General features: G+C 66.4%; 15 protein-coding genes. 5 read left to right on the plus strand and 10 right to left on the minus strand.

Annotated elements, in window-relative coordinates:
• Window positions 1-6: 6 nt before the first annotated feature.
• Window positions 7-540, minus strand: a complete 534-nt coding sequence (locus ACHQ4I_RS32475) for a DUF3145 domain-containing protein (protein ID WP_420775696.1) — start codon at window positions 538-540, stop codon at window positions 7-9.
• A 121-nt stretch (window positions 541-661) separates the two neighbouring features.
• Entirely contained in the window at window positions 662-1,492 is an 831-nt protein-coding gene (locus ACHQ4I_RS32480) for a serine hydrolase domain-containing protein (RefSeq protein ID WP_420775697.1), read from the minus strand.
• An 85-nt stretch (window positions 1,493-1,577) separates the two neighbouring features.
• Between ACHQ4I_RS32480 and ACHQ4I_RS32485 the strand changes: the two genes are divergently transcribed.
• Window positions 1,578-2,768 carry a serine hydrolase domain-containing protein gene (locus ACHQ4I_RS32485; RefSeq protein WP_420775698.1) on the plus strand — a complete coding sequence of 397 codons (1,191 nt, stop codon included), beginning with the start codon at window positions 1,578-1,580 and terminating at the stop codon, window positions 2,766-2,768.
• Window positions 2,769-3,007: 239 nt separating this feature from the next.
• Here ACHQ4I_RS32485 and ACHQ4I_RS32490 read toward each other — a convergent pair whose 3' ends face one another.
• From ACHQ4I_RS32490 to ACHQ4I_RS32500, 3 genes are all read right to left on the minus strand, one after another.
• Window positions 3,008-4,138, minus strand: coding sequence for an NDMA-dependent alcohol dehydrogenase (locus ACHQ4I_RS32490; protein WP_420775699.1), 1,131 nt, complete (start codon window positions 4,136-4,138; stop codon window positions 3,008-3,010).
• Between the two features lie 174 nt (window positions 4,139-4,312).
• Window positions 4,313-4,897, minus strand: a complete 585-nt coding sequence (locus tag ACHQ4I_RS32495) for a DinB family protein (RefSeq protein WP_420775700.1) — start codon at window positions 4,895-4,897, stop codon at window positions 4,313-4,315.
• A gap of 166 nt (window positions 4,898-5,063) precedes the next feature.
• Window positions 5,064-6,119: a phosphotransferase family protein gene (locus tag ACHQ4I_RS32500; RefSeq protein ID WP_420775701.1), complete on the minus strand. Its 1,056-nt coding sequence runs from the start codon at window positions 6,117-6,119 to the stop codon at window positions 5,064-5,066.
• Window positions 6,120-6,208: 89 nt separating this feature from the next.
• On the opposite strand from ACHQ4I_RS32500, the gene pabB reads away from it, so the two are divergent.
• The gene (pabB, locus tag ACHQ4I_RS32505; protein WP_420775702.1) at window positions 6,209-8,296 is read left to right on the plus strand and encodes an aminodeoxychorismate synthase component I; all 2,088 of its coding nucleotides are present in this window, start codon (window positions 6,209-6,211) and stop codon (window positions 8,294-8,296) included.
• 20 nt (window positions 8,297-8,316) lie between these two features.
• Here the strand turns inward: pabB and ACHQ4I_RS32510 are convergent, their stop codons facing one another.
• Window positions 8,317-8,805, minus strand: a complete 489-nt coding sequence (locus ACHQ4I_RS32510; RefSeq protein ID WP_420775703.1) for a hypothetical protein — start codon at window positions 8,803-8,805, stop codon at window positions 8,317-8,319.
• A gap of 391 nt (window positions 8,806-9,196) precedes the next feature.
• On the opposite strand from ACHQ4I_RS32510, the gene ACHQ4I_RS32515 reads away from it, so the two are divergent.
• Window positions 9,197-10,999 carry a TerD family protein gene (locus ACHQ4I_RS32515; protein WP_420775704.1) on the plus strand — a complete coding sequence of 601 codons (1,803 nt, stop codon included), beginning with the start codon at window positions 9,197-9,199 and terminating at the stop codon, window positions 10,997-10,999.
• A 151-nt stretch (window positions 11,000-11,150) separates the two neighbouring features.
• Window positions 11,151-11,912: an SDR family oxidoreductase gene (locus ACHQ4I_RS32520; protein ID WP_420775705.1), complete on the plus strand. Its 762-nt coding sequence runs from the start codon at window positions 11,151-11,153 to the stop codon at window positions 11,910-11,912.
• Here the strand turns inward: ACHQ4I_RS32520 and ACHQ4I_RS32525 are convergent.
• Window positions 11,902-12,627, minus strand: a complete 726-nt coding sequence (locus ACHQ4I_RS32525) for a TetR/AcrR family transcriptional regulator (RefSeq protein WP_420775706.1) — start codon at window positions 12,625-12,627, stop codon at window positions 11,902-11,904. The two genes, ACHQ4I_RS32520 and ACHQ4I_RS32525, sit on opposite strands and share 11 nt — an antisense overlap.
• 8 nt (window positions 12,628-12,635) lie before the next feature.
• Complete coding sequence (locus ACHQ4I_RS32530; protein ID WP_420776069.1) at window positions 12,636-13,865, minus strand: cytochrome P450; 1,230 nt, start codon at window positions 13,863-13,865, stop codon at window positions 12,636-12,638.
• Window positions 13,866-14,136: 271 nt separating this feature from the next.
• Here ACHQ4I_RS32530 and ACHQ4I_RS32535 point away from each other — a divergent pair, with 271 nt between their 5' ends.
• Window positions 14,137-14,580 (plus strand): globin domain-containing protein, encoded by a 444-nt coding sequence (locus tag ACHQ4I_RS32535; RefSeq protein ID WP_420775707.1) that lies wholly within the window; start codon window positions 14,137-14,139, stop codon window positions 14,578-14,580.
• Here the strand turns inward: ACHQ4I_RS32535 and ACHQ4I_RS32540 are convergent, their stop codons facing one another.
• Window positions 14,581-15,303 carry a serine hydrolase gene (locus tag ACHQ4I_RS32540; RefSeq protein ID WP_420775708.1) on the minus strand — a complete coding sequence of 241 codons (723 nt, stop codon included), beginning with the start codon at window positions 15,301-15,303 and terminating at the stop codon, window positions 14,581-14,583.
• A gap of 13 nt (window positions 15,304-15,316) precedes the next feature.
• Window positions 15,317-16,735: a DUF1254 domain-containing protein gene (locus tag ACHQ4I_RS32545; protein ID WP_420775709.1), complete on the minus strand. Its 1,419-nt coding sequence runs from the start codon at window positions 16,733-16,735 to the stop codon at window positions 15,317-15,319.
• Window positions 16,736-16,745 lie beyond the last annotated feature (10 nt).

The following is a 16,745-nucleotide window of genomic DNA, read 5'->3' on the forward strand; positions in this document are numbered from 1 at the left end:
CGCCGATCAGCCGACATCGCGGCGCAGCCAGGTGACCTCCGCGCCGGATTCGGTGCCGTAGCGGTAGATCTCGAGGTCTTCGTCCCAGGGGGTGCCGAGGGCGCGGTCGAGTTCGGTGGCCAGGTCGTAGCCGGTGTAGTTGCCGAGTTCCCGGTTGGCTTGCAGCATGGCGCGCAGGCGCATTTCGCCGATGGTCACATCGCCGTTGGCGGAGGTGGAGCCGTGCCAGAGGCCGAGAGTTGGGACGAAGCTGTACCGTTCGCCGTCGACGCCGTCGCTGGGGTCCTCGGTGACCTCGAAACGCAGGACATTCCACGACCGCAAGGATTGAGCAATTCGGGACGCGGTGCCCACCGGGCCGATCCATTCGGTGGTCGCGCGGAGTTGGCCGTCAGCGGGTTGGGCGGTCCAGCGCAATTTCGCGGGTGAGCCGAGGGCCGAGGTCAGTGCCCATTCGATATGTGGGCACAGCGCAGCTGGCGATGAGTGGATATAGACCACACCCGCCGTCGCGTCCGCGAACTGACTCGATGCGCGCACCACTGACACCTCCAGCTTCGACGAGGAACGTCTTCCCCAACGACCCGTCGAACCTGGCGTTGCCTGAGTGTACTGGAGTGTCCCGAGTTACACGTGTTACTTCGGAGGCGTGTCCGATCCGTTACTTCCGAACAGCGCTCCGAGCGAGGATCGCCTCGGCGATCACCGCATCGGAAAAGACGGGCCAAGCCTCCCGTGCCCAGTCGCCGAAATTCTCGTCGCTCAAAGCGATACTCGCCACCCCTAATTCGGGATCGACCCACAGAAATGTGCCGGACTGCCCGAAATGGCCATAGGTACCTGCGGAATTCGCCCCGCCGGTCCAATGCGGGGATTTCCCGTCGCGAATCTCGAATCCGAGTCCCCAGTCATTGGGACGCTGTGATCCGTAACCGGGCAGCACACCGTTGCGGCCGGGGAACTGCACCGAGGTGGCCGCGGCATGCATAGGCGCCGAAATCAGCCGGGGATTCAGCAGTTCCGCGGCGAAGCGGACCAGATCCGCCGCGGTGGACCGGCCAGCGTGCCCGGCCGGACCGGCCAGCACCGAGGCCGTCATGCCGAGCGGCTCGAATACGGCCTCCCGCAAGTACTCCGGGAAGGCGATGCCCGTCTGCTCCGCGACGAAGGCCGCGAGCAGCTCGAAACCCGCACTCGAGTAGATCCGCCGCGTGCCGGGGGCGGCGAGGATATCGGTGGTATCGAAGGCGATGCCGGAAGTATGCGCCAGCAGATGCCGGACGGTAGCTCCCGGCGGTCCCGCGGGCTGATCGAGTTCGATCGCACCCTCCTCCACCGCGACCAGCACCGCATAGGCGACCAGCGGCTTGGTCACCGAGGCGAGCGGGAAAACCCGCTCCACATCACCCGCGGTCTGCGCGCCGTCGCGGGTGACGACGGCCGCCGCCGCATGCCGAACCGGCCAGTCCCTGATCTGCTCGAGTGAACGCACGAATCGAGCGTACGAGACGCCAGGACCCCGCGGGCTCGCACCGTCCTCGCGCGGAACTCGGTACCGTCGGTACCATCTACTGATCATGAGCAGACAGCCCACCATCCACGGCGAGGTGGCGGCCGGATTCGGCCCCGTCGCCGACGCCTTCCGCCGCAACTTCGCCCGGCACGGTGAAATCGGCGCCGCCGTGGCCGTTTACGCGGGCGACCGTCCGGTGGTGGATCTGTGGGCGGGCCATCGCGACCGCCACGCGACGCTGCCGTGGGAGCGCGACACCATCGTGCCGGTCTTCTCCTCGACCAAAGGCATGGCCGCCTTTGTAGTCGCGCTCGCGGTATCCAAAGGGCTATTGGACTACGAGGAGCCGGTCGCGAAGTACTGGCCGGAGTTCGCCGCGCAGGGCAAGGGCGCGGTGACGGTGCGACAGCTGATCGATCATCAGGCCGGACTCTCGGGGCTGGACAAGGTGGTCGGACTGCCGCAGATCGCCGATCTCGACGGCCTCGCAACGATTCTCGCGGCGCAGCAGCCCGCGTGGCGGCCGGGCACGCGGCACGGTTATCACGCGATAACCCTCGGCCTGTACCAGGGCGAGTTGGTGCGACGCGTCGATCCCGAACACCGCACGCTCGGCCGGATCTTCGCCGAGGAGATCGCGAAACCGCTCGATCTGGACTTCTTCATCGGCCTACCTGCCGAGCAGAGCATGGACCGGATCGCCACCCTGGCCGCCACCAAGGGCCTGGATATCCTGCGCTACGAGCGCGATATTCCGGTGCGGATCGGCGCCGAGATCTACGCCGAGCGCGGGCTTTCCCATGCGGCGCTGACCAATCCGCGCATGGGCGCGCCGGTGCGCGCGAGCAGGCGCGAACTCCTCGAACTCGAGATGCCGGGTTCCAACGGCGTCGGCAATGCCCGGTCGCTGGCCAAGGCCTACGGCGCTGCGGCCGGACGCACCGGCGCGCTCCCGATCGACGACACGGTGCTCGACCGGCTCGCCGCGGTCGCCGCCGACGACGTACCCGCCGATGACCTGGTGCTGCACACCAAGTCCCGCTACCACCTGGGTTTCCGCAAATCCCGCGGCTCGTTCCGCTTCGGATCGGACAAGCGCGCCTACGGCACCACCGGCCTCGGCGGCTCCTTCGGATTCGCCGATCCGGCAACCGGACTCGGCTTCGGCTACTCGATGAACCGCCTGGGCCTGGCCGTCCTGGACGATGTCCGCAGCCGCAACCTCCGCGAGGCCCTACTCCGCTGCCCCGTCTGACGCCGCGCACGTTCGCGTTCGCCGGGCGAATTCACGCAACGGCGACATCGTTCATTTCGCGGGCGGGAAGAACCACGTCAGCCGCTACCCGATCCCGGACGGCGACGCCGCATGCCAGCGGACATCGAGCCGTACCGGGGCGGGCAAGGGGGACGTTGAACCTTCCGCTCGGCAAGCCGGTTCCGTACGAGCCGATCACGCAGATCGCGACCAGGCTCGCCGAGCGGTGACCCGGCGGTTTACCAGTCCGCCTCGGTGTACTTGATGATGCCGCGAATGTTCTTGCCGTCCAGCATGTCCTGGTAGCCCTGGTTGATCTGCTCCAGGGAGTACTGGCGGGTCACCATATCGTCGAGGTTCAGCTGACCCGACTTGTACAGCGAGAGCAGGTGCGGGGCGTCCTGGCGGGCGTTGCCACCGCCGAAGATGCAGCCCTTGACGGTCTTCTGCAGCATGGAAAGCAGGAAGCTGTTCAGCTTGACGTCGTTCTCGTCCATGCGCCCCATGGAGGTGACGACCAGGGTGCCCGCCTTGGCGGTGAGGATCAGGCCCTCCTCGATGTACTCGCCGTGCATCTCACCCATGGTGAGGATGACCTTCTGCGCCATCCGGCCCTCGGTGGCGTCCATCAGCGGCATGATCGCGGCGGCCATGCTCTCGTAGGTGTGGGTGGCGCCGAACTTCTGCGCCTGCTCACGCTTCCACGGGTTCGGGTCGATCGCGACGACCTTGGAGGCACCGGAGAGCACCGCGCCCTGCAGCGCGCTCATGCCGACGCCGCCGATGCCCGCGATCACCACGGTCTCGCCGGGCGCGACCTGGGCGACGTGGGTGGAGGAGCCGAAGCCGGTGGGCACGCCGCAGCCGACGAGGCAGGCGACCTCGAACGGAATGCTCGGGTCGATCTTGACCACCGAGGTGTGGTGCACCGTCATATACGGCGCGAAGGTGCCGAGCAGGCACATCGGGATGACATTCTCGCCACGCGCCTGGATGCGGTAGGTGCCGTCGCTGATGGCCTGACCCATCAACAGTCCGGCGCCCAGGTCGCAGAGCGCCATATTGCCGCTCACGCACGCCGGACAGCGCCCGCACGCGGGGATGAACGACAGGATCACGTGGTCGCCGACCTGCAGGTCGGCGGGGCAGTTCGGCCCGAGCTTGGTGATCACGCCCGCGCCCTCGTGGCCGCCCATGACGGGGAAGGCGGGCATCGGTGTCGCACCGGTCACGATGTGGTGATCCGAGTGGCACATACCGGCTGTCTCCATCCGGATCTGAACCTCACCGGATACCGGGTCGCCGACCTCGATCTCCTCCACCGACCATTCCTGGTCGATCCCCCACAGGATCGCGCCTTTCGTCTTCATTCCTGTCGACCTCTCGCATGCACGGGCTTCTATGTGACTGCACCCACAGTACGAGAAAACTGTAACGCGTTCTAGTACCGGATCGAAAATTCGTCGACAAGGATTGGTGAGACCCCCGAACGAGTTCCAGTTCTGCCCGGTCCCGCCGCTGCCCGGTTCCGATATTGCCCGACTTCAGCCGCGCACGTCGTGCACATGGTGGATTACGTCGTGCACGAAGTAGCGCGCCAGGGATTCGACGGTGAAGATCGAGCCGTCGCTGCGCCGCACCTGGTTGCCGAGGTCGGCGGCGGGCACCGATTCGAAGGCGCGCGCGACGGCATCGGCCGCGACGGTCAGTTCCGCGGCGACCCGGCTCGGATCCTGGCGGTCGTATCGGTCGGCGATGGCCGTGACGTCCTGATCCCAGTTCGAGAACACCGGGATGCCGTCGGCGGTCTCGGTGGCGTCGAGGCCTTTCGCGTCGAAGCCCGGGATGCGCGGATCCACCGCTTCGGTGCGAGCCGCGACGGCGGCGCGGTAGGTGAAGATTCGGCAGACGTCGCGGACGTGGGCGGCGTATTCGAGCGCCGACCAGGTCGCGTCGTCCGGGCGCGCCGCGGCGTCGGGCCGCTCGAGGGTCGCCGACAAGCGGCCCGCATATTCACGAGCCAACCCGGGAACCGCCGCGTAGGTGATCGACTCCGGGTCGAATCCGCATTCGGGACAGGAGCGTTCGAGGACCCAGGTCCAGTTCTTCACATCAGGAACGATTGGCATGCGGTCAGCCTAGATTGGCTGGATATTTTCAGCGACATATATCCAGCCAGTCGGCGGCAAGATTCTGACAAACGACCCCGTCGTGCGGGCTCACCACGAACCGACCCGAGCGTGCGCCTTTCACACGGCCCCTCCGGTGGGAGAGTGCCCGCTCAGGCCGGGCGGATCACTCCATCAGACGATGTGCCCGCTCGAACAACTCCAGCGTGATGGCATGCAGAAAGTCACCGACCTGCTTGGGTGCCTTCCCCGCGAACGCGCGAGCATGCGTGCCCTCCAGCACAATTCCCAGCTTGAAGCAGGCCAGCACCGTGTACCAGGTGGCATTGCTCAGGTCGCGGTCGGAGAACTCGCCGTAGTGCGCGATCATCTCCTCCGGTGTCGGCAGACCGCCGACTGCGCCGAGCTTGCCGATCAGCGCCGCGCCGGTGGTGCCGGGTTCCGGACGGGTCGCGATCTGCCAGCCGAGGTCGAGCAGCGGGTCACCGATGGTCGACATCTCCCAGTCCACCATCGCGGCCACTTCCGGACCGTCGTAGGAGAACATCATGTTGGCCAGGTGGCAGTCGCCATGCAGGATGCCCGGCGTCCACTGCGCGGGCCGATTCCGATCCAGCCACTCCCCGACCTGCCGCACGCCGGGAATCTCCGGACCCGGATAGCCCTCGTTCGCCGAATACGACTCGAGTTCGCCGAGCCAGCGCGGCACCTGCCGTTCCAGGAAGCCGTCCGGCTTGCCGTAATCATCCAGGCCCAGCGCCTGGTAATCGAGTGCGCCGAGCCGAGCGATGGCCTCCACCGCGGACAGGCCCATCTGCCGCCGGATCTCCGGATCGCCCGCATGCAGTTGCGGCAACTCGTTCTGCGGATTGAAGCCGGTAATGGGCTCCATCAGGTAGAAGACGGCGCCGAGGACCGATTCGTCCGGGCAGGCGGCGATCACCTTCGGGGCGCGCACGCCGGTTCCGTCCAGCGCGCCGAGCAGCCTGGCCTCGCGGCGTATGACGTCATTGCTCTTGGCGCGCAGATGCTTCGGGCCACGGCGCAGCACATAGTCGCGGCCGCCGCGAGCGAAGCGCAGCATGATGTTCTGCGTGCCGCCGCCGAGCGAGGTCACATCCTCGAACTCGCCGACCGGCAGACCCTGCTCATCCATCCATTTACCGACGACAGCGAAGTCGACGACTTCTCGATCCACTTCGACCGGTTGCGCAACAGACATGCCCCACATTGTGCACCACACCGTCCAGTTAACTGAAGGCATATGACCACAGTTTGCGCCGACCGGTGCGGCGTAGGGTTCGGGACACGATGCGCACGCTCTTGATCGACAATTACGACTCGTTCACCTACAACCTCTATCAGCTGATCAGCGAGGTGAACGGGGAAGAACCCACGGTCGTGCGCAATGACGAGGTCGGCGATATCGCGCGGCTGCGGCTCGAGCGGTTCGACAACGTCGTCATTTCTCCCGGTCCCGGCCGCCCGGACGTCACCCGGGATATCGGCATCTCGGCGGCGGTCATCGGTGCGGCCGACCTCCCGTTGCTCGGGGTCTGCCTTGGTCATCAGGCCATCGTCGTCGCCGAAGGTGGCATCGTGACTACCGCGCCCGCCGCGCGGCACGGATATCTCGATCACATCGAGCACGACGGCAGCGATCTGTTCGCCGGGCTACCCGAGGGTTTCACCGCGGTGCGATACCACTCGCTATGCGCCCAGCGGCCGCTGCCGGACAGTCTCGAGATCACCGCAGTCGCGGCCGATGGGGTGATCATGGGCGTGCGGCATCGGAGTAGACCGCAGTGGGGCGTGCAGTTCCATCCCGAATCGATTGCCAGCGAGTACGGGGCGACCCTGCTCGGCAATTTCGCGAAACTTACCGCGGGCCAGCGGATTCGGTCGAGCATCATCGCGCCGTTCGAGAATGCCGACCCGCTGACGGGCGGTCGACACGAGTACCGGGAATCCCGGCGCGCCTGGCAGCTGCGCCATTCGGTGATCGAGCGGGCGATCGATACCGAGGCCGCGTTCCTGCGGTTGTACGGCAACTCCCGCACCGCGTTCTGGCTCGACAGTGAACACGTCGAACCGGGTCTGGACCGGTTCTCCTTCCTCGGCGATGCCAGCGGGCCGCTGGCCGAGGTGGTGCGCTATCGGGTCGGCGAGGATATGGTGACCGTCGAGTCCTCGGATGGGAATCGGCGCACCGTGCCCGGCGGAATTCTCGACTACCTGGCCGGGCAGCTGCACCTGCGGCACACCGAACTTCCGGATCTGCCTTTCGATTTCGCGTGCGGATATGTCGGCTACCTGGGTTATGAGGTGAAGGCCGACTGTGGTGCGAGCGCCGCGCATCACGCGGCGACGCCGGACGCGCAGTGGATATTCGCCGACCGGATCGTGGTCGTGGACCACGTGGGCGGGCGCACCCATCTGCTCGCGCTCACCGATCCGACCCCGGAAGCTCTTCGCGCGGGCGCGGATTGGCTGCGCGATACCCGCGAGATCCTGGAATCCCTGCCGACCTGGGCGAATCCGCCGACGCTGGAGGTGTTCTCCGATACCGCCGCTGTCGCACCGCTTTTCACCCGCGGTCGCGAGCGGTATCTCGCCGATATCGCCGTCTGCAAGGAGCGGCTGCACGCGGGCGAGTCCTACGAAATCTGCATTACCGACAGCGCTTCCATGGCGGCAGCCGAATCGGACGGCCTGGATTTCTATCGCACTCTGCGCCGCTGCAATCCCGCGCCGTACGCGGCGTATCTGCGCTTCGATGATCTCGAAATAGCCTGCTCCTCACCGGAACGCTTCCTCAAGGTAGACCGCGCACGCACCGTGGAGAGCAAGCCGATCAAGGGCACCGCGCCGCGCGGGAGCACCCCCGCGGAGGACCAAAGGCTGCGCCGCGAACTGGCCGACAGTCCGAAGACCAGGGCCGAGAATCTGATGATCGTCGATCTGCTGCGCAACGACCTCGGCCGGGTCTGCCAGATCGGCAGTGTGCACGTGCCGAAATTGATGGCCACCGAGACGTATACGACCATGCACCAACTGGTTTCCACCGTGCGGGGCACGCTGCGCCCGAATGTCGACGTCATCGATTGTCTGCGCGCGTGTTTTCCGGGCGGCTCGATGACGGGCGCACCCAAGCTGCGGACCATGGAGATCATCGACGAACTGGAAACCGAAGCGCGCGGAATCTATTCGGGCACCATCGGCTTCCTCGGCCTGGCGGGCACCGCCGACCTCAATATCGTCATCCGGACCGCCGTGCGCCATGACGGCCGCTGGCGCATCGGCGCGGGCGGCGCCATCGTCCTCGACTCGGACCCCGAGGACGAATACCACGAAACCCTCCTCAAGGCCGCCGCCACCTACCGCGCCGCCACCCACTGAGCACTCACGCGGCCCGACTGTCACTTGCGGCGTCCGCGCTTCGGGGGTTCGGGGGGTGGCGGTGGTTCGGGGGTTCTGCCGGTGAATCGGCCGAGTAGGGAGACGCCGGGGAGCTTGGCCAGGGCGGTGAAGAGGTCTTCGCCGAGGCCGATCATCGCCTCCAGGCGGGGCAGCAGCCGGTCGTAGGCGGCGAAGGCCGGATCGGCCAGGGCCAGGGTGCGGTCGAGGCGGTCGATGGTGGAGTTGAGCCGGTCGATGGCGATCGAAAGGCTCTGGATCAGATCCGGCAGTTGGGCCGCCAACTGCGCCGAGGCCGGTGGCAGCCGCACCGCGGCGTCGAAGGCCTGACCAGCCGTCAGCTGAGCGGCCTCCAATGCCTGACTCGCCGCCGACTGCGCGGCCTCCACCGCCGACTGCGCGGCCGCCAGAATGTCGCCGGGACCCGGCACCCGCCCACCCGGCACTTTCGGGGTCGAAGGCTTACGGCCCGAACCCTTCGGGGTCGTCATACCTCCACTCTGCCGCACCCGAGGTGCTGGCGACCGGATATCCCCTACCGACCGGTTTGTGTCGCTATTCGACCATCCGCCGCGTACATCGCGGGTAACAGCGACCGACGTGATGCCACACAGCCCGGCGGGCTCAGATCGTGCCCGACTCACTGTCCAACCGCGCACAGGCCACGTCCACGCCTCTGCGCGCTGAGTCGCAAGCCGATCCCTTACCTCGGCTTCATGGGGAGAGCACGACTCGACAGGACGCCGGATCGACACGACTGCGGGCGCTACTCGCTAGGGACGCGACCTGCCGGCGCTATCGAGTCGTGCATTCGCTCGCATCGCCGAACCAGGGGCCCGGCGAATTCGGCGTGTCGGACCTTCGTGGCATAGTTCCAGCACGATGAAACTGAGCAAAGGGGCCAATGCGCCGGTACCGACTTCCCTTCTTGCCGTGGTTATTTCATGGCGGTCGGCGCATGCGGTGGATGCGCATGCGCTGCTGCTGGCGCAGGCGGGGACGGTGCGCACCGATCGGGATCTGGTGTTCTTCAACGCACCCCGACATATGTCGCAGGCGGTGACGCTCGATCAGCAGCCCGCGCCGGGTACCGCGCGACTCAGCGTCTCGCTGCCGCGCACCGAATCTGATGTGGCGCGGATCGTCGTCGCCGGATCGCTCGACGAGGGAACCTTCGGCGATATCGCGGATTTGACCCTCACCATCGAGGCCGCCCACGGGCCGATCGCTCAGTTCGAAATCGCCGACTCCGATGCGGTAGCCGCCATGATGTTCGGCGAGTTCTACCGCCGCGACGGTCAGTGGCGATTTCGCGCCATCGGTCAGGGTTGGGCGAGTGGACTCGCCGGCCTCGTCACCGAATTCGGCATCACCGTAGACGACCCCGCAGAACCGACATCTGATCATTCGCACGCCGCTCACCCCGATCCCACTGACCGGATCACCACTTCCCCAGCGCGGCAACGTGTCTCGACTGCGGGCTCGACCAGCACGGCACTTGCCGGATCGGCCGACATGGCATATTCGCTGGAACTCGACCCCACCGCCCGATCACGACCGGGCCGGCCGGTCGACCTGCAGCGGCAGCGGCACGAGGTCGAACCGCCGGTGCCGGCACCACCGAATCCCGAACGCGCGGACTGGCATTCGGATCCCGAAGACCCTACGCGCATGCGCTGGTGGGAGGGCGTGGAATGGACGAGTGCCACGCGTATGCGACCGCAGCCTGGTCCGCGCAGCTGCGAGCGGTGCGGAAATCTCCTACGCCGCAAGCTGTTCGGGGGACTCGCGCCGTGTCAAGACTGCGAGCGTGAGATCGAGGAATTCCTGACGCACTGGCATACCCAGGCCTGGCGGGCGCTCACCGCGGCCGGGCCGCGCGGCGCGGAGTGGGACGCGCTGTGGGCATCGTTGCGGTATCAGCGGATCGCGGAAGACTTGGGGCGGGCGGCATTGCGGGACGTGGCGCTCAGTTATGTGGAGCGGTTGGTCGCCTTCGCATTCGCGGATGGGGAGATCGAGCAGGCGGAGTTCGATGCGTTCGAGTACGCGATCGCGGAGTTGGCGCTCAGTGGGCCGCTGATCGAGGATCTGCGCAGGCGGATGCATCGCGGCCGCACGCTGTCGCGGTTGCGTGGCGGGGACCTACCGGTCGTCCGCACGCCCGGCCTGCATCTGGATCCGGAGGAGAAGGTGCATCTGGATCTGCCCGCGGTGCACGTCCGCCAGCTGGCCAGGGGGCCGAAACTCACCGACGGCAGGCTGATCGCCAGCAATAAGAAGCTGCGCTTCGTCGGCACCGATACCGGCACCGAATTGCCTTGGAACCGTGTGGTTTCGGTGCACGTCGAGCAGCGAACGGTGGTCATCGCGGCAACCTCGGCGCGCGGCGGCGCCACCTTCGACGTCGACGATCCGGATTACGTCGCGGCCGCCCTGGAAGGCGCGCTGCGGGTCGCCAAACGCCTGATCCTGACCCCGGGCCAGCGCGACACCCGCAGCATCCCCCAGGAGGTCAAGGCCGAGGTGTGGCAGCGTGACGGCGGCAAATGCGTCGAATGCGGCGACAGCCACTACCTCGAATTCGACCACATCATCCCGCTCAGCCGCGGCGGCGCGACCAGCGCGACCAATCTGCAGATCCTGTGCCGCGCCTGCAACCGCGCCAAAGGTGCGCGGATCTGACGCATCCGGTCGGATGTCCGATACCGTACGCAGCGGGGTACCGGAACACCGATGTGGCGAACCAGGCATATGCGATGAAGCACGTTGAGCCGCGTTGCGCGCCGCCGTAGCGTGCGACATACCGAACAGGGCCGTTTGGAAGGAGTGGATCATGCGGGTTGCGGTAATCGGCGGGACCGGGGTGCTGGGAGCCGCTGTGGTACGCGAGCTGAGCGCACGCGGACATCAGGTTCGGGTGGTGAGCCGAACCGCTCCGGCAGATCAGACGGTGGAGCATCGCGCCGCGGACCTCGCCACCGGATCCGGACTGGAATCGGCATTGGACGGCTGCGACACCGTCGTCGACGCGGTGAGCGCCAGACGCCGGACCCGATCGGTCATGGTGGACGGCGTGCGTCGGCTGCTGGAGGCCGAAAAGCAGGCAGGCGTCGGCCATCACGTCGAAATCTCGATCGTCGGTTGCGATCTCGTCCCCTTCGCCTACTACCGCGCGAAGGTCGATCAGGAACACGTGGTCACCACCGGCGAGATCCCCTGGACGCTGTTGCGCGCCACCCAATTCCACGAACTCGTCAACGAAATCCTCGCCATGCCAGCACGATGGCGGATCGGCCTGCGCTCCTCGGCGAAGGTGCAGCCGATCGACGTGACCGCCGTCGCGACCCGGCTGGCCGACGCGGTGGACAACGGACCGGCCGGACGCATCTCCGATATCGCCGGACCGTCCGTGCACACCCTGACCGAACTGGTGGATATCTACCGAAAGCACACCGGCCGCAAGCTGTTTCCGCTGCCGGTACCCATCCCGGGCCGAGCCGGACGGGCGCTGCGTTCCGGCGCGCTCTGCGTGGACGGACACGGCGAGGCGATCGGCATCGGCTACGCCGAATGGCTTTCCCGGCTCACTCGCTGATGAATCCGGCGGTCCGCCCCAGATCCGCGAGCATCGCGTCGAACAGAATCTCCGGATTCGACAGCGAGATCGGATAATTCCCGAAAACCTCGAGCGTGACGTGCCCATAGAGCCGGGCCCAGATCTGGATCATCAGATACGTCACGCCGAGGTCGAGCTTTTCGGCGGGAAACTTCTGGCCCGACTCCGAAAGCGCTGCCAGCAGCTCGGTTTGGAACAGCACGAGATCTTCGCGCAGTTCCTCCGGAATCACATCGGTCGGCGGCGTCACGACGTCATAGGTGGCCAGCAGCCGACCGCCGGCGGCCAGGAAGATCCGCCCGAACGGTTCGTCGAACCGGCGGGCCATCCGTCGCTGGGCTTCGCCCGGCGAGGCGAACACCAGGGTGAATTCCCTGGTATGCGCCAGCGCCCAGCGCCGGAAACCCTTGCAAATGGCGAAGAACTGCACCGCACCGTCATCGGGCAGCGTGGCGATCTGCTCGGACAGCTCGGCGGCGAGGTCCGCGCAGAACTCCAGGCGCAGGCTCTCCAGCAGGTCCTCGCGGGAGTTGTAGTACCGGTACAGCGCGGGCGCGGTGATGCCGAGCTCGCGCGCGATGGCCCGCAGCGTGACCGCGTCCGGACCGTGTTCGACCAGCAGCGCTCGGGCCACCCGGCGGATATCCGCATCGGATACCACCGGAGCCCGCCCCCGCGGCTTGGAGCTGTTCATATGGAGATTCAAGCGTATTCGACTTCCCAGCGCTTGATGCCGTTCAGCCAACCCGAGCGCAGCCGCACCGGATCGGCGACCTGACGCAGGTTCGGCATGACATCGGCGATGGCGTTGAACATCAGATCGATCTGCAGCCGGGCCAGGTTGGCCCCGACGCAGTAGTGCGTGCCGGTGCCGCCGAAGCCGACGTGCGGGTTGGGGTTGCGCAGCACATTGAAGGTGAACGGATCCTCGAAACCGTCCTCGTCGAAATTGGCCGAGCTGTAGAACAGGCCGACCCGCTGCCCCTTCTTGATCTCCTGACCGCCGATTTCGGTGTCCTGGGTGGCGGTGCGCTGGAAGGCGGTCACCGGGGTGGCCCAGCGCACGATCTCGTCGGGCGCTGTGCGCGGACGCTGCTGCTTGTAGAGCTCCCACTGCTCCGGATTGTCGACGAAGGCCTTCATACCGTGGGTGATCGAGTTGCGGGTGGTCTCGTTGCCCGCCACCGACAGCAGGATCACGAAGAACGCGAATTCGTCCGAACCCAGATTCTCGCCGTTGATATCGGCGTTGATCAGCTGGGTGACGATGTCGTCGGCCGGGCATTTGCGCCGCTCCTCGGCCATATTCCAGGCGTAGCCCATGACCTCGGCGGTCGCGGCGTGGTGGTTGCCGTCGAATTCCGGATCGTCGTAGGAGATCATCTGGTTGGTCCAGTCGAACAGCTTCTTGCGGTCGTCCTGCGGGACGCCGATGAGCTCCGCGATGGCCTGCAGCGGCAGTTCGCAGGCGACCTGCTCGACGAAGTCGCCGCGGCCGGTCTGCTTGGCCTCGTGCACGATTCGGGCCGCGCGTTCGGTGAGCGCGGCGCGCAGGCTCTCCACCGCGCGCGGGGTGAAGCCCTTGGAGATGATCCGGCGGGTCTTGGTGTGCTGCGGCGGATCCTGGTTCAGCATCAGCATATTGCCGAGCATGTCGATCTGCTCGCGGGTGGTCTCCTCGTTGAACCGGATGATCGCGGTGTTCTCGTGCGAGGAGAACACCTCCGGATTCTTCGAGATCTCCTTGATGTGGTCGAGCTTGGACACGACCCAGTAGCCGCCGTCGTCGAAGCCGCTGGCCCGCCCGGATTGGGCGCACCACCAGACCGGCGCGGTCTTGCGCAGCTCGGCGAATTCCTGGATGGGCAGGCGGGTGGCGAGCAGATCGGGGTCGGTGAAGTCGAATCCTGCGGGAATCGCTGGCGTGGTCACGGTCACGGCTATCTCCTACCGGTCTGACATGGGCTGCAGACCTCACAACGTTGTGGGGAACACGTTCGTGAGGCGATGAAACCACACAACTGAGGTCCGTGAACAGTGTTTAGTAAAACATGTTAACTGAATCGCGGTAGCCACCCTTTACGCCGAGCGAATATAGCAATCAGCTATAATTCTCTTGCGATCGCTTATCGCGAAACTCTGGACGCGGCCCCGCGCGCCGGCCTGTAATGGGACTCAACAGATCCCTGTTCGGAGGTCTCCCATGCCCAGCCTGTACGAGCACGCCGGTGGCGACGAGGCACTGCATCGCGTCGAAGCAGCCTTCTATGACAAGGTGCTGGCCGATCCGGTGCTGAAAACCCAATTCACCGAGCGTCGCCCGACCCACGTCGACCATCTCACCTGGTTCACCGCCGAATCCTTCGGCGGGCCCGACCGTTTCACCCGCAACCTCGGCTTCGACTACATCATCGCGGTGCACCGCGGCCTCGAGATCACCGATGAACAGCGCGAGCGCTTCGCCCAGCTGTATCTGGAAGCATTCGAAGAGGCGGGCCTGCTGGACGATCCGGCCTTCCGCGATGCGGTGCGCGAACACGCGGTATTCGGTGCGCATGTGGCACAGCAGAATTCGCGCGCAAAGTCCGACGAAGAACTGCACCCGATCCGCGCCGTGCCGCGCTGGAACTGGGACGGCGACGACTGATTACAGGATCGCGCGCAGGACCACACCCAGCAGGAACCGCGGCAGGGCCGCGTCGACATCGGCCGATTGATCCTCGGGCGTGCCGCGGGTGTGCGCCGCGACGGCGAAGCCCGGCCCGAACGACGCCGAGGCCACCTCGAGCGGCCCGCTATCGGACCAACCCCATTTGGTGCCCTGCACCCCTGGCAGTCGCGCGGTCCCCCAATCCTGGGCGGTTCCATCGGCCGCCTGCGCGCCCGCCGCGGCCATCCATTCGAAGATCGGCGAGCCGGGATCGGTGCGCTGTTCGGCCGCCAGGAAGCTGGCCACGTCGGCGGTGCTGGTGTACGACATACCCCAGGCCGGACCCGCTTTGGTGCCGGTCAGGCCGTACTCGGCGGCGATGGCGTCGATCGCCTGCGGATACTTGGCCCCCAGCACATCGGCCGCGGAGTCGTCGGAGTAGCGGATCATCCGCTCCGCCAACGCCAGATCCGCCGCGGATCCATCGCCGTGGCGCAGCGCGTATTCGACGATGTAGAGCTTGACCAGCGACAATCCCGTGCGCGTCTCGTATTCGTTCGCGGTCCCCCACCCGACACCGGGGATCGTCGAACGGAATGAGAACGCGGTACGCGAAGGCACGCCCCATGACTCGTCGGCACCCGCATCGGCGGCGGCGGGCGCGGCGAACACCAGCACCGCCACAGCGGCGAGGGATATCGGAAAAGCCAAGCGGCCCATGGCGTCTCGCCGCCTACGCCACAACCGTCAGCACGGGCGGCTGCCAATGCTGGCTGATGGCGACATCTTTCGGCGCGTAGAGCCGCATGATGAGCGAGAACTGGCCCGCCGCCGGAATGGGCAGCCAGTTGCCCGCGGGCACGCTGGCACCCGGATTCTCATACTGCACGGCGAGATCGACCGAACCATCCGGATTGGGCACCACCGGAACCTGATGTCCGATCGCGTAGATATTCGCCGCATTCGGTACCAGGTAGCCGTCGGCGTCGTAGGCGGTCAGTGACCAGAACGCATCGACCGGTGGGAGTTGTCCCGGTGGGAAGTGCAGCCGAAACTTGGTGGGCGCGCCATTGCGGTCGGCCTTGCCGAACATGGTCGGGTAGATCGCGTCCCGCGGCAGGTTGGTCCCCAAGCCGCCCCACGCGGTATTGGCCCGCAGCAGGTAGTCGGTGCGGTAGGTGCCGACCCCTGGATCGAGGCGCCATCCGTTCTCGTTCACCACGGTCGCGGTGTAGGCCGGAATCTCCTTCTTCGCCGCATCGGCCGCCGCGGTCAGCTGATCGTTGGAGATGCCGTGGACGCTGCCGCCCGGCCGAATGCCGATGGCGGCGAAGCGCTTCATCGCCGGTTCATCCTCGGAACGTGGCGGATTCACCGCCATGACCGTGCACATTCGGTTGAAGAAGGTCGCCGCGTCCATATCGTGTACCTGCTTCGGCGGCGGGAAGGCCATGGGACCCGGCGGGGTCTTGATGAACGGCGACGGCGTGTCCTTGCTCGTGGCCCATGCGCTGAGCGGCACCAGCTTCAGCTGTTGCTGTAGCGCCGTGACGGCGGCGATGTCATCGGGTCCGTTGACCTCGATCCGCCCGAACAACCACACAGTCGGTGTCGGCATCGACAACTCGATCATGGCATCGGGCACCATGCCCGACCACTTCGGACCGGTGACCAGATAGGTGAAGGGCGGGCGACCCGAGTTCACCTGCGGCCGCACACTACTCGGGTCGTGCACGGTATTCGTCCAGGCATCGACTACCTGCATCAGCCAGAAGCGACCGGGATCGATCGCGGGCACCTGCAATACGATCGGCTCAGCCGAAACATCCAGCCACGCCGTCGAATACAGGGTGTCCCGGTTCAGTCGCAGGATATCGCGGCGCTCCGGTGTCGGCAGCGCGGTGGCGTGCTGGAAGGTATTGACCGGTGCAATCGCTTCCGCCGCAACCCGAGTGGCGTCCATCAACACCAGCGGATAGCCGAAGATGTAGGCGTCCTTGGCGATGGCCTCGATATCGCCGGACGTGGACGAGGTCGACTCGGACCTGTCCGAGGACTTCCCGCAGGCGGCAAGTCCGATACCGGCGGCGAACCCGAGGACCGTCCGACGCGAGACCGGCGACGGGGTAAGGATGGCACCGTGGTTATCCATGGATCTCCCC

The sequence above is a fragment of the Nocardia nepalensis genome (assembly GCF_048910785.1).
GTDB lineage: Bacteria > Actinomycetota > Actinomycetes > Mycobacteriales > Mycobacteriaceae > Nocardia > Nocardia nepalensis.

Excerpts from the sequence above, each read along its gene's own strand:
- ACHQ4I_RS32485 (WP_420775698.1), top strand. The coding sequence starts at position 1,578 with ATGAGCAGACAGCCCACCATCCACGGCGAGGTGGCGGCCGGATTCGGC.
- ACHQ4I_RS32490 (WP_420775699.1), bottom strand. The coding sequence starts at position 4,138 with ATGAAGACGAAAGGCGCGATCCTGTGGGGGATCGACCAGGAATGGTCG.
- ACHQ4I_RS32495 (WP_420775700.1), bottom strand. The coding sequence starts at position 4,897 with ATGCCAATCGTTCCTGATGTGAAGAACTGGACCTGGGTCCTCGAACGC.
- ACHQ4I_RS32500 (WP_420775701.1), bottom strand. The coding sequence starts at position 6,119 with ATGTCTGTTGCGCAACCGGTCGAAGTGGATCGAGAAGTCGTCGACTTC.
- pabB (WP_420775702.1), top strand. The coding sequence starts at position 6,209 with ATGCGCACGCTCTTGATCGACAATTACGACTCGTTCACCTACAACCTC.
- ACHQ4I_RS32510 (WP_420775703.1), bottom strand. The coding sequence starts at position 8,805 with ATGACGACCCCGAAGGGTTCGGGCCGTAAGCCTTCGACCCCGAAAGTG.
- ACHQ4I_RS32515 (WP_420775704.1), top strand. The coding sequence starts at position 9,197 with ATGAAACTGAGCAAAGGGGCCAATGCGCCGGTACCGACTTCCCTTCTT.
- ACHQ4I_RS32520 (WP_420775705.1), top strand. The coding sequence starts at position 11,151 with ATGCGGGTTGCGGTAATCGGCGGGACCGGGGTGCTGGGAGCCGCTGTG.
- ACHQ4I_RS32525 (WP_420775706.1), bottom strand. The coding sequence starts at position 12,627 with ATGAACAGCTCCAAGCCGCGGGGGCGGGCTCCGGTGGTATCCGATGCG.
- ACHQ4I_RS32535 (WP_420775707.1), top strand. The coding sequence starts at position 14,137 with ATGCCCAGCCTGTACGAGCACGCCGGTGGCGACGAGGCACTGCATCGC.
- ACHQ4I_RS32540 (WP_420775708.1), bottom strand. The coding sequence starts at position 15,303 with ATGGGCCGCTTGGCTTTTCCGATATCCCTCGCCGCTGTGGCGGTGCTG.
- ACHQ4I_RS32545 (WP_420775709.1), bottom strand. The coding sequence starts at position 16,735 with ATGGATAACCACGGTGCCATCCTTACCCCGTCGCCGGTCTCGCGTCGG.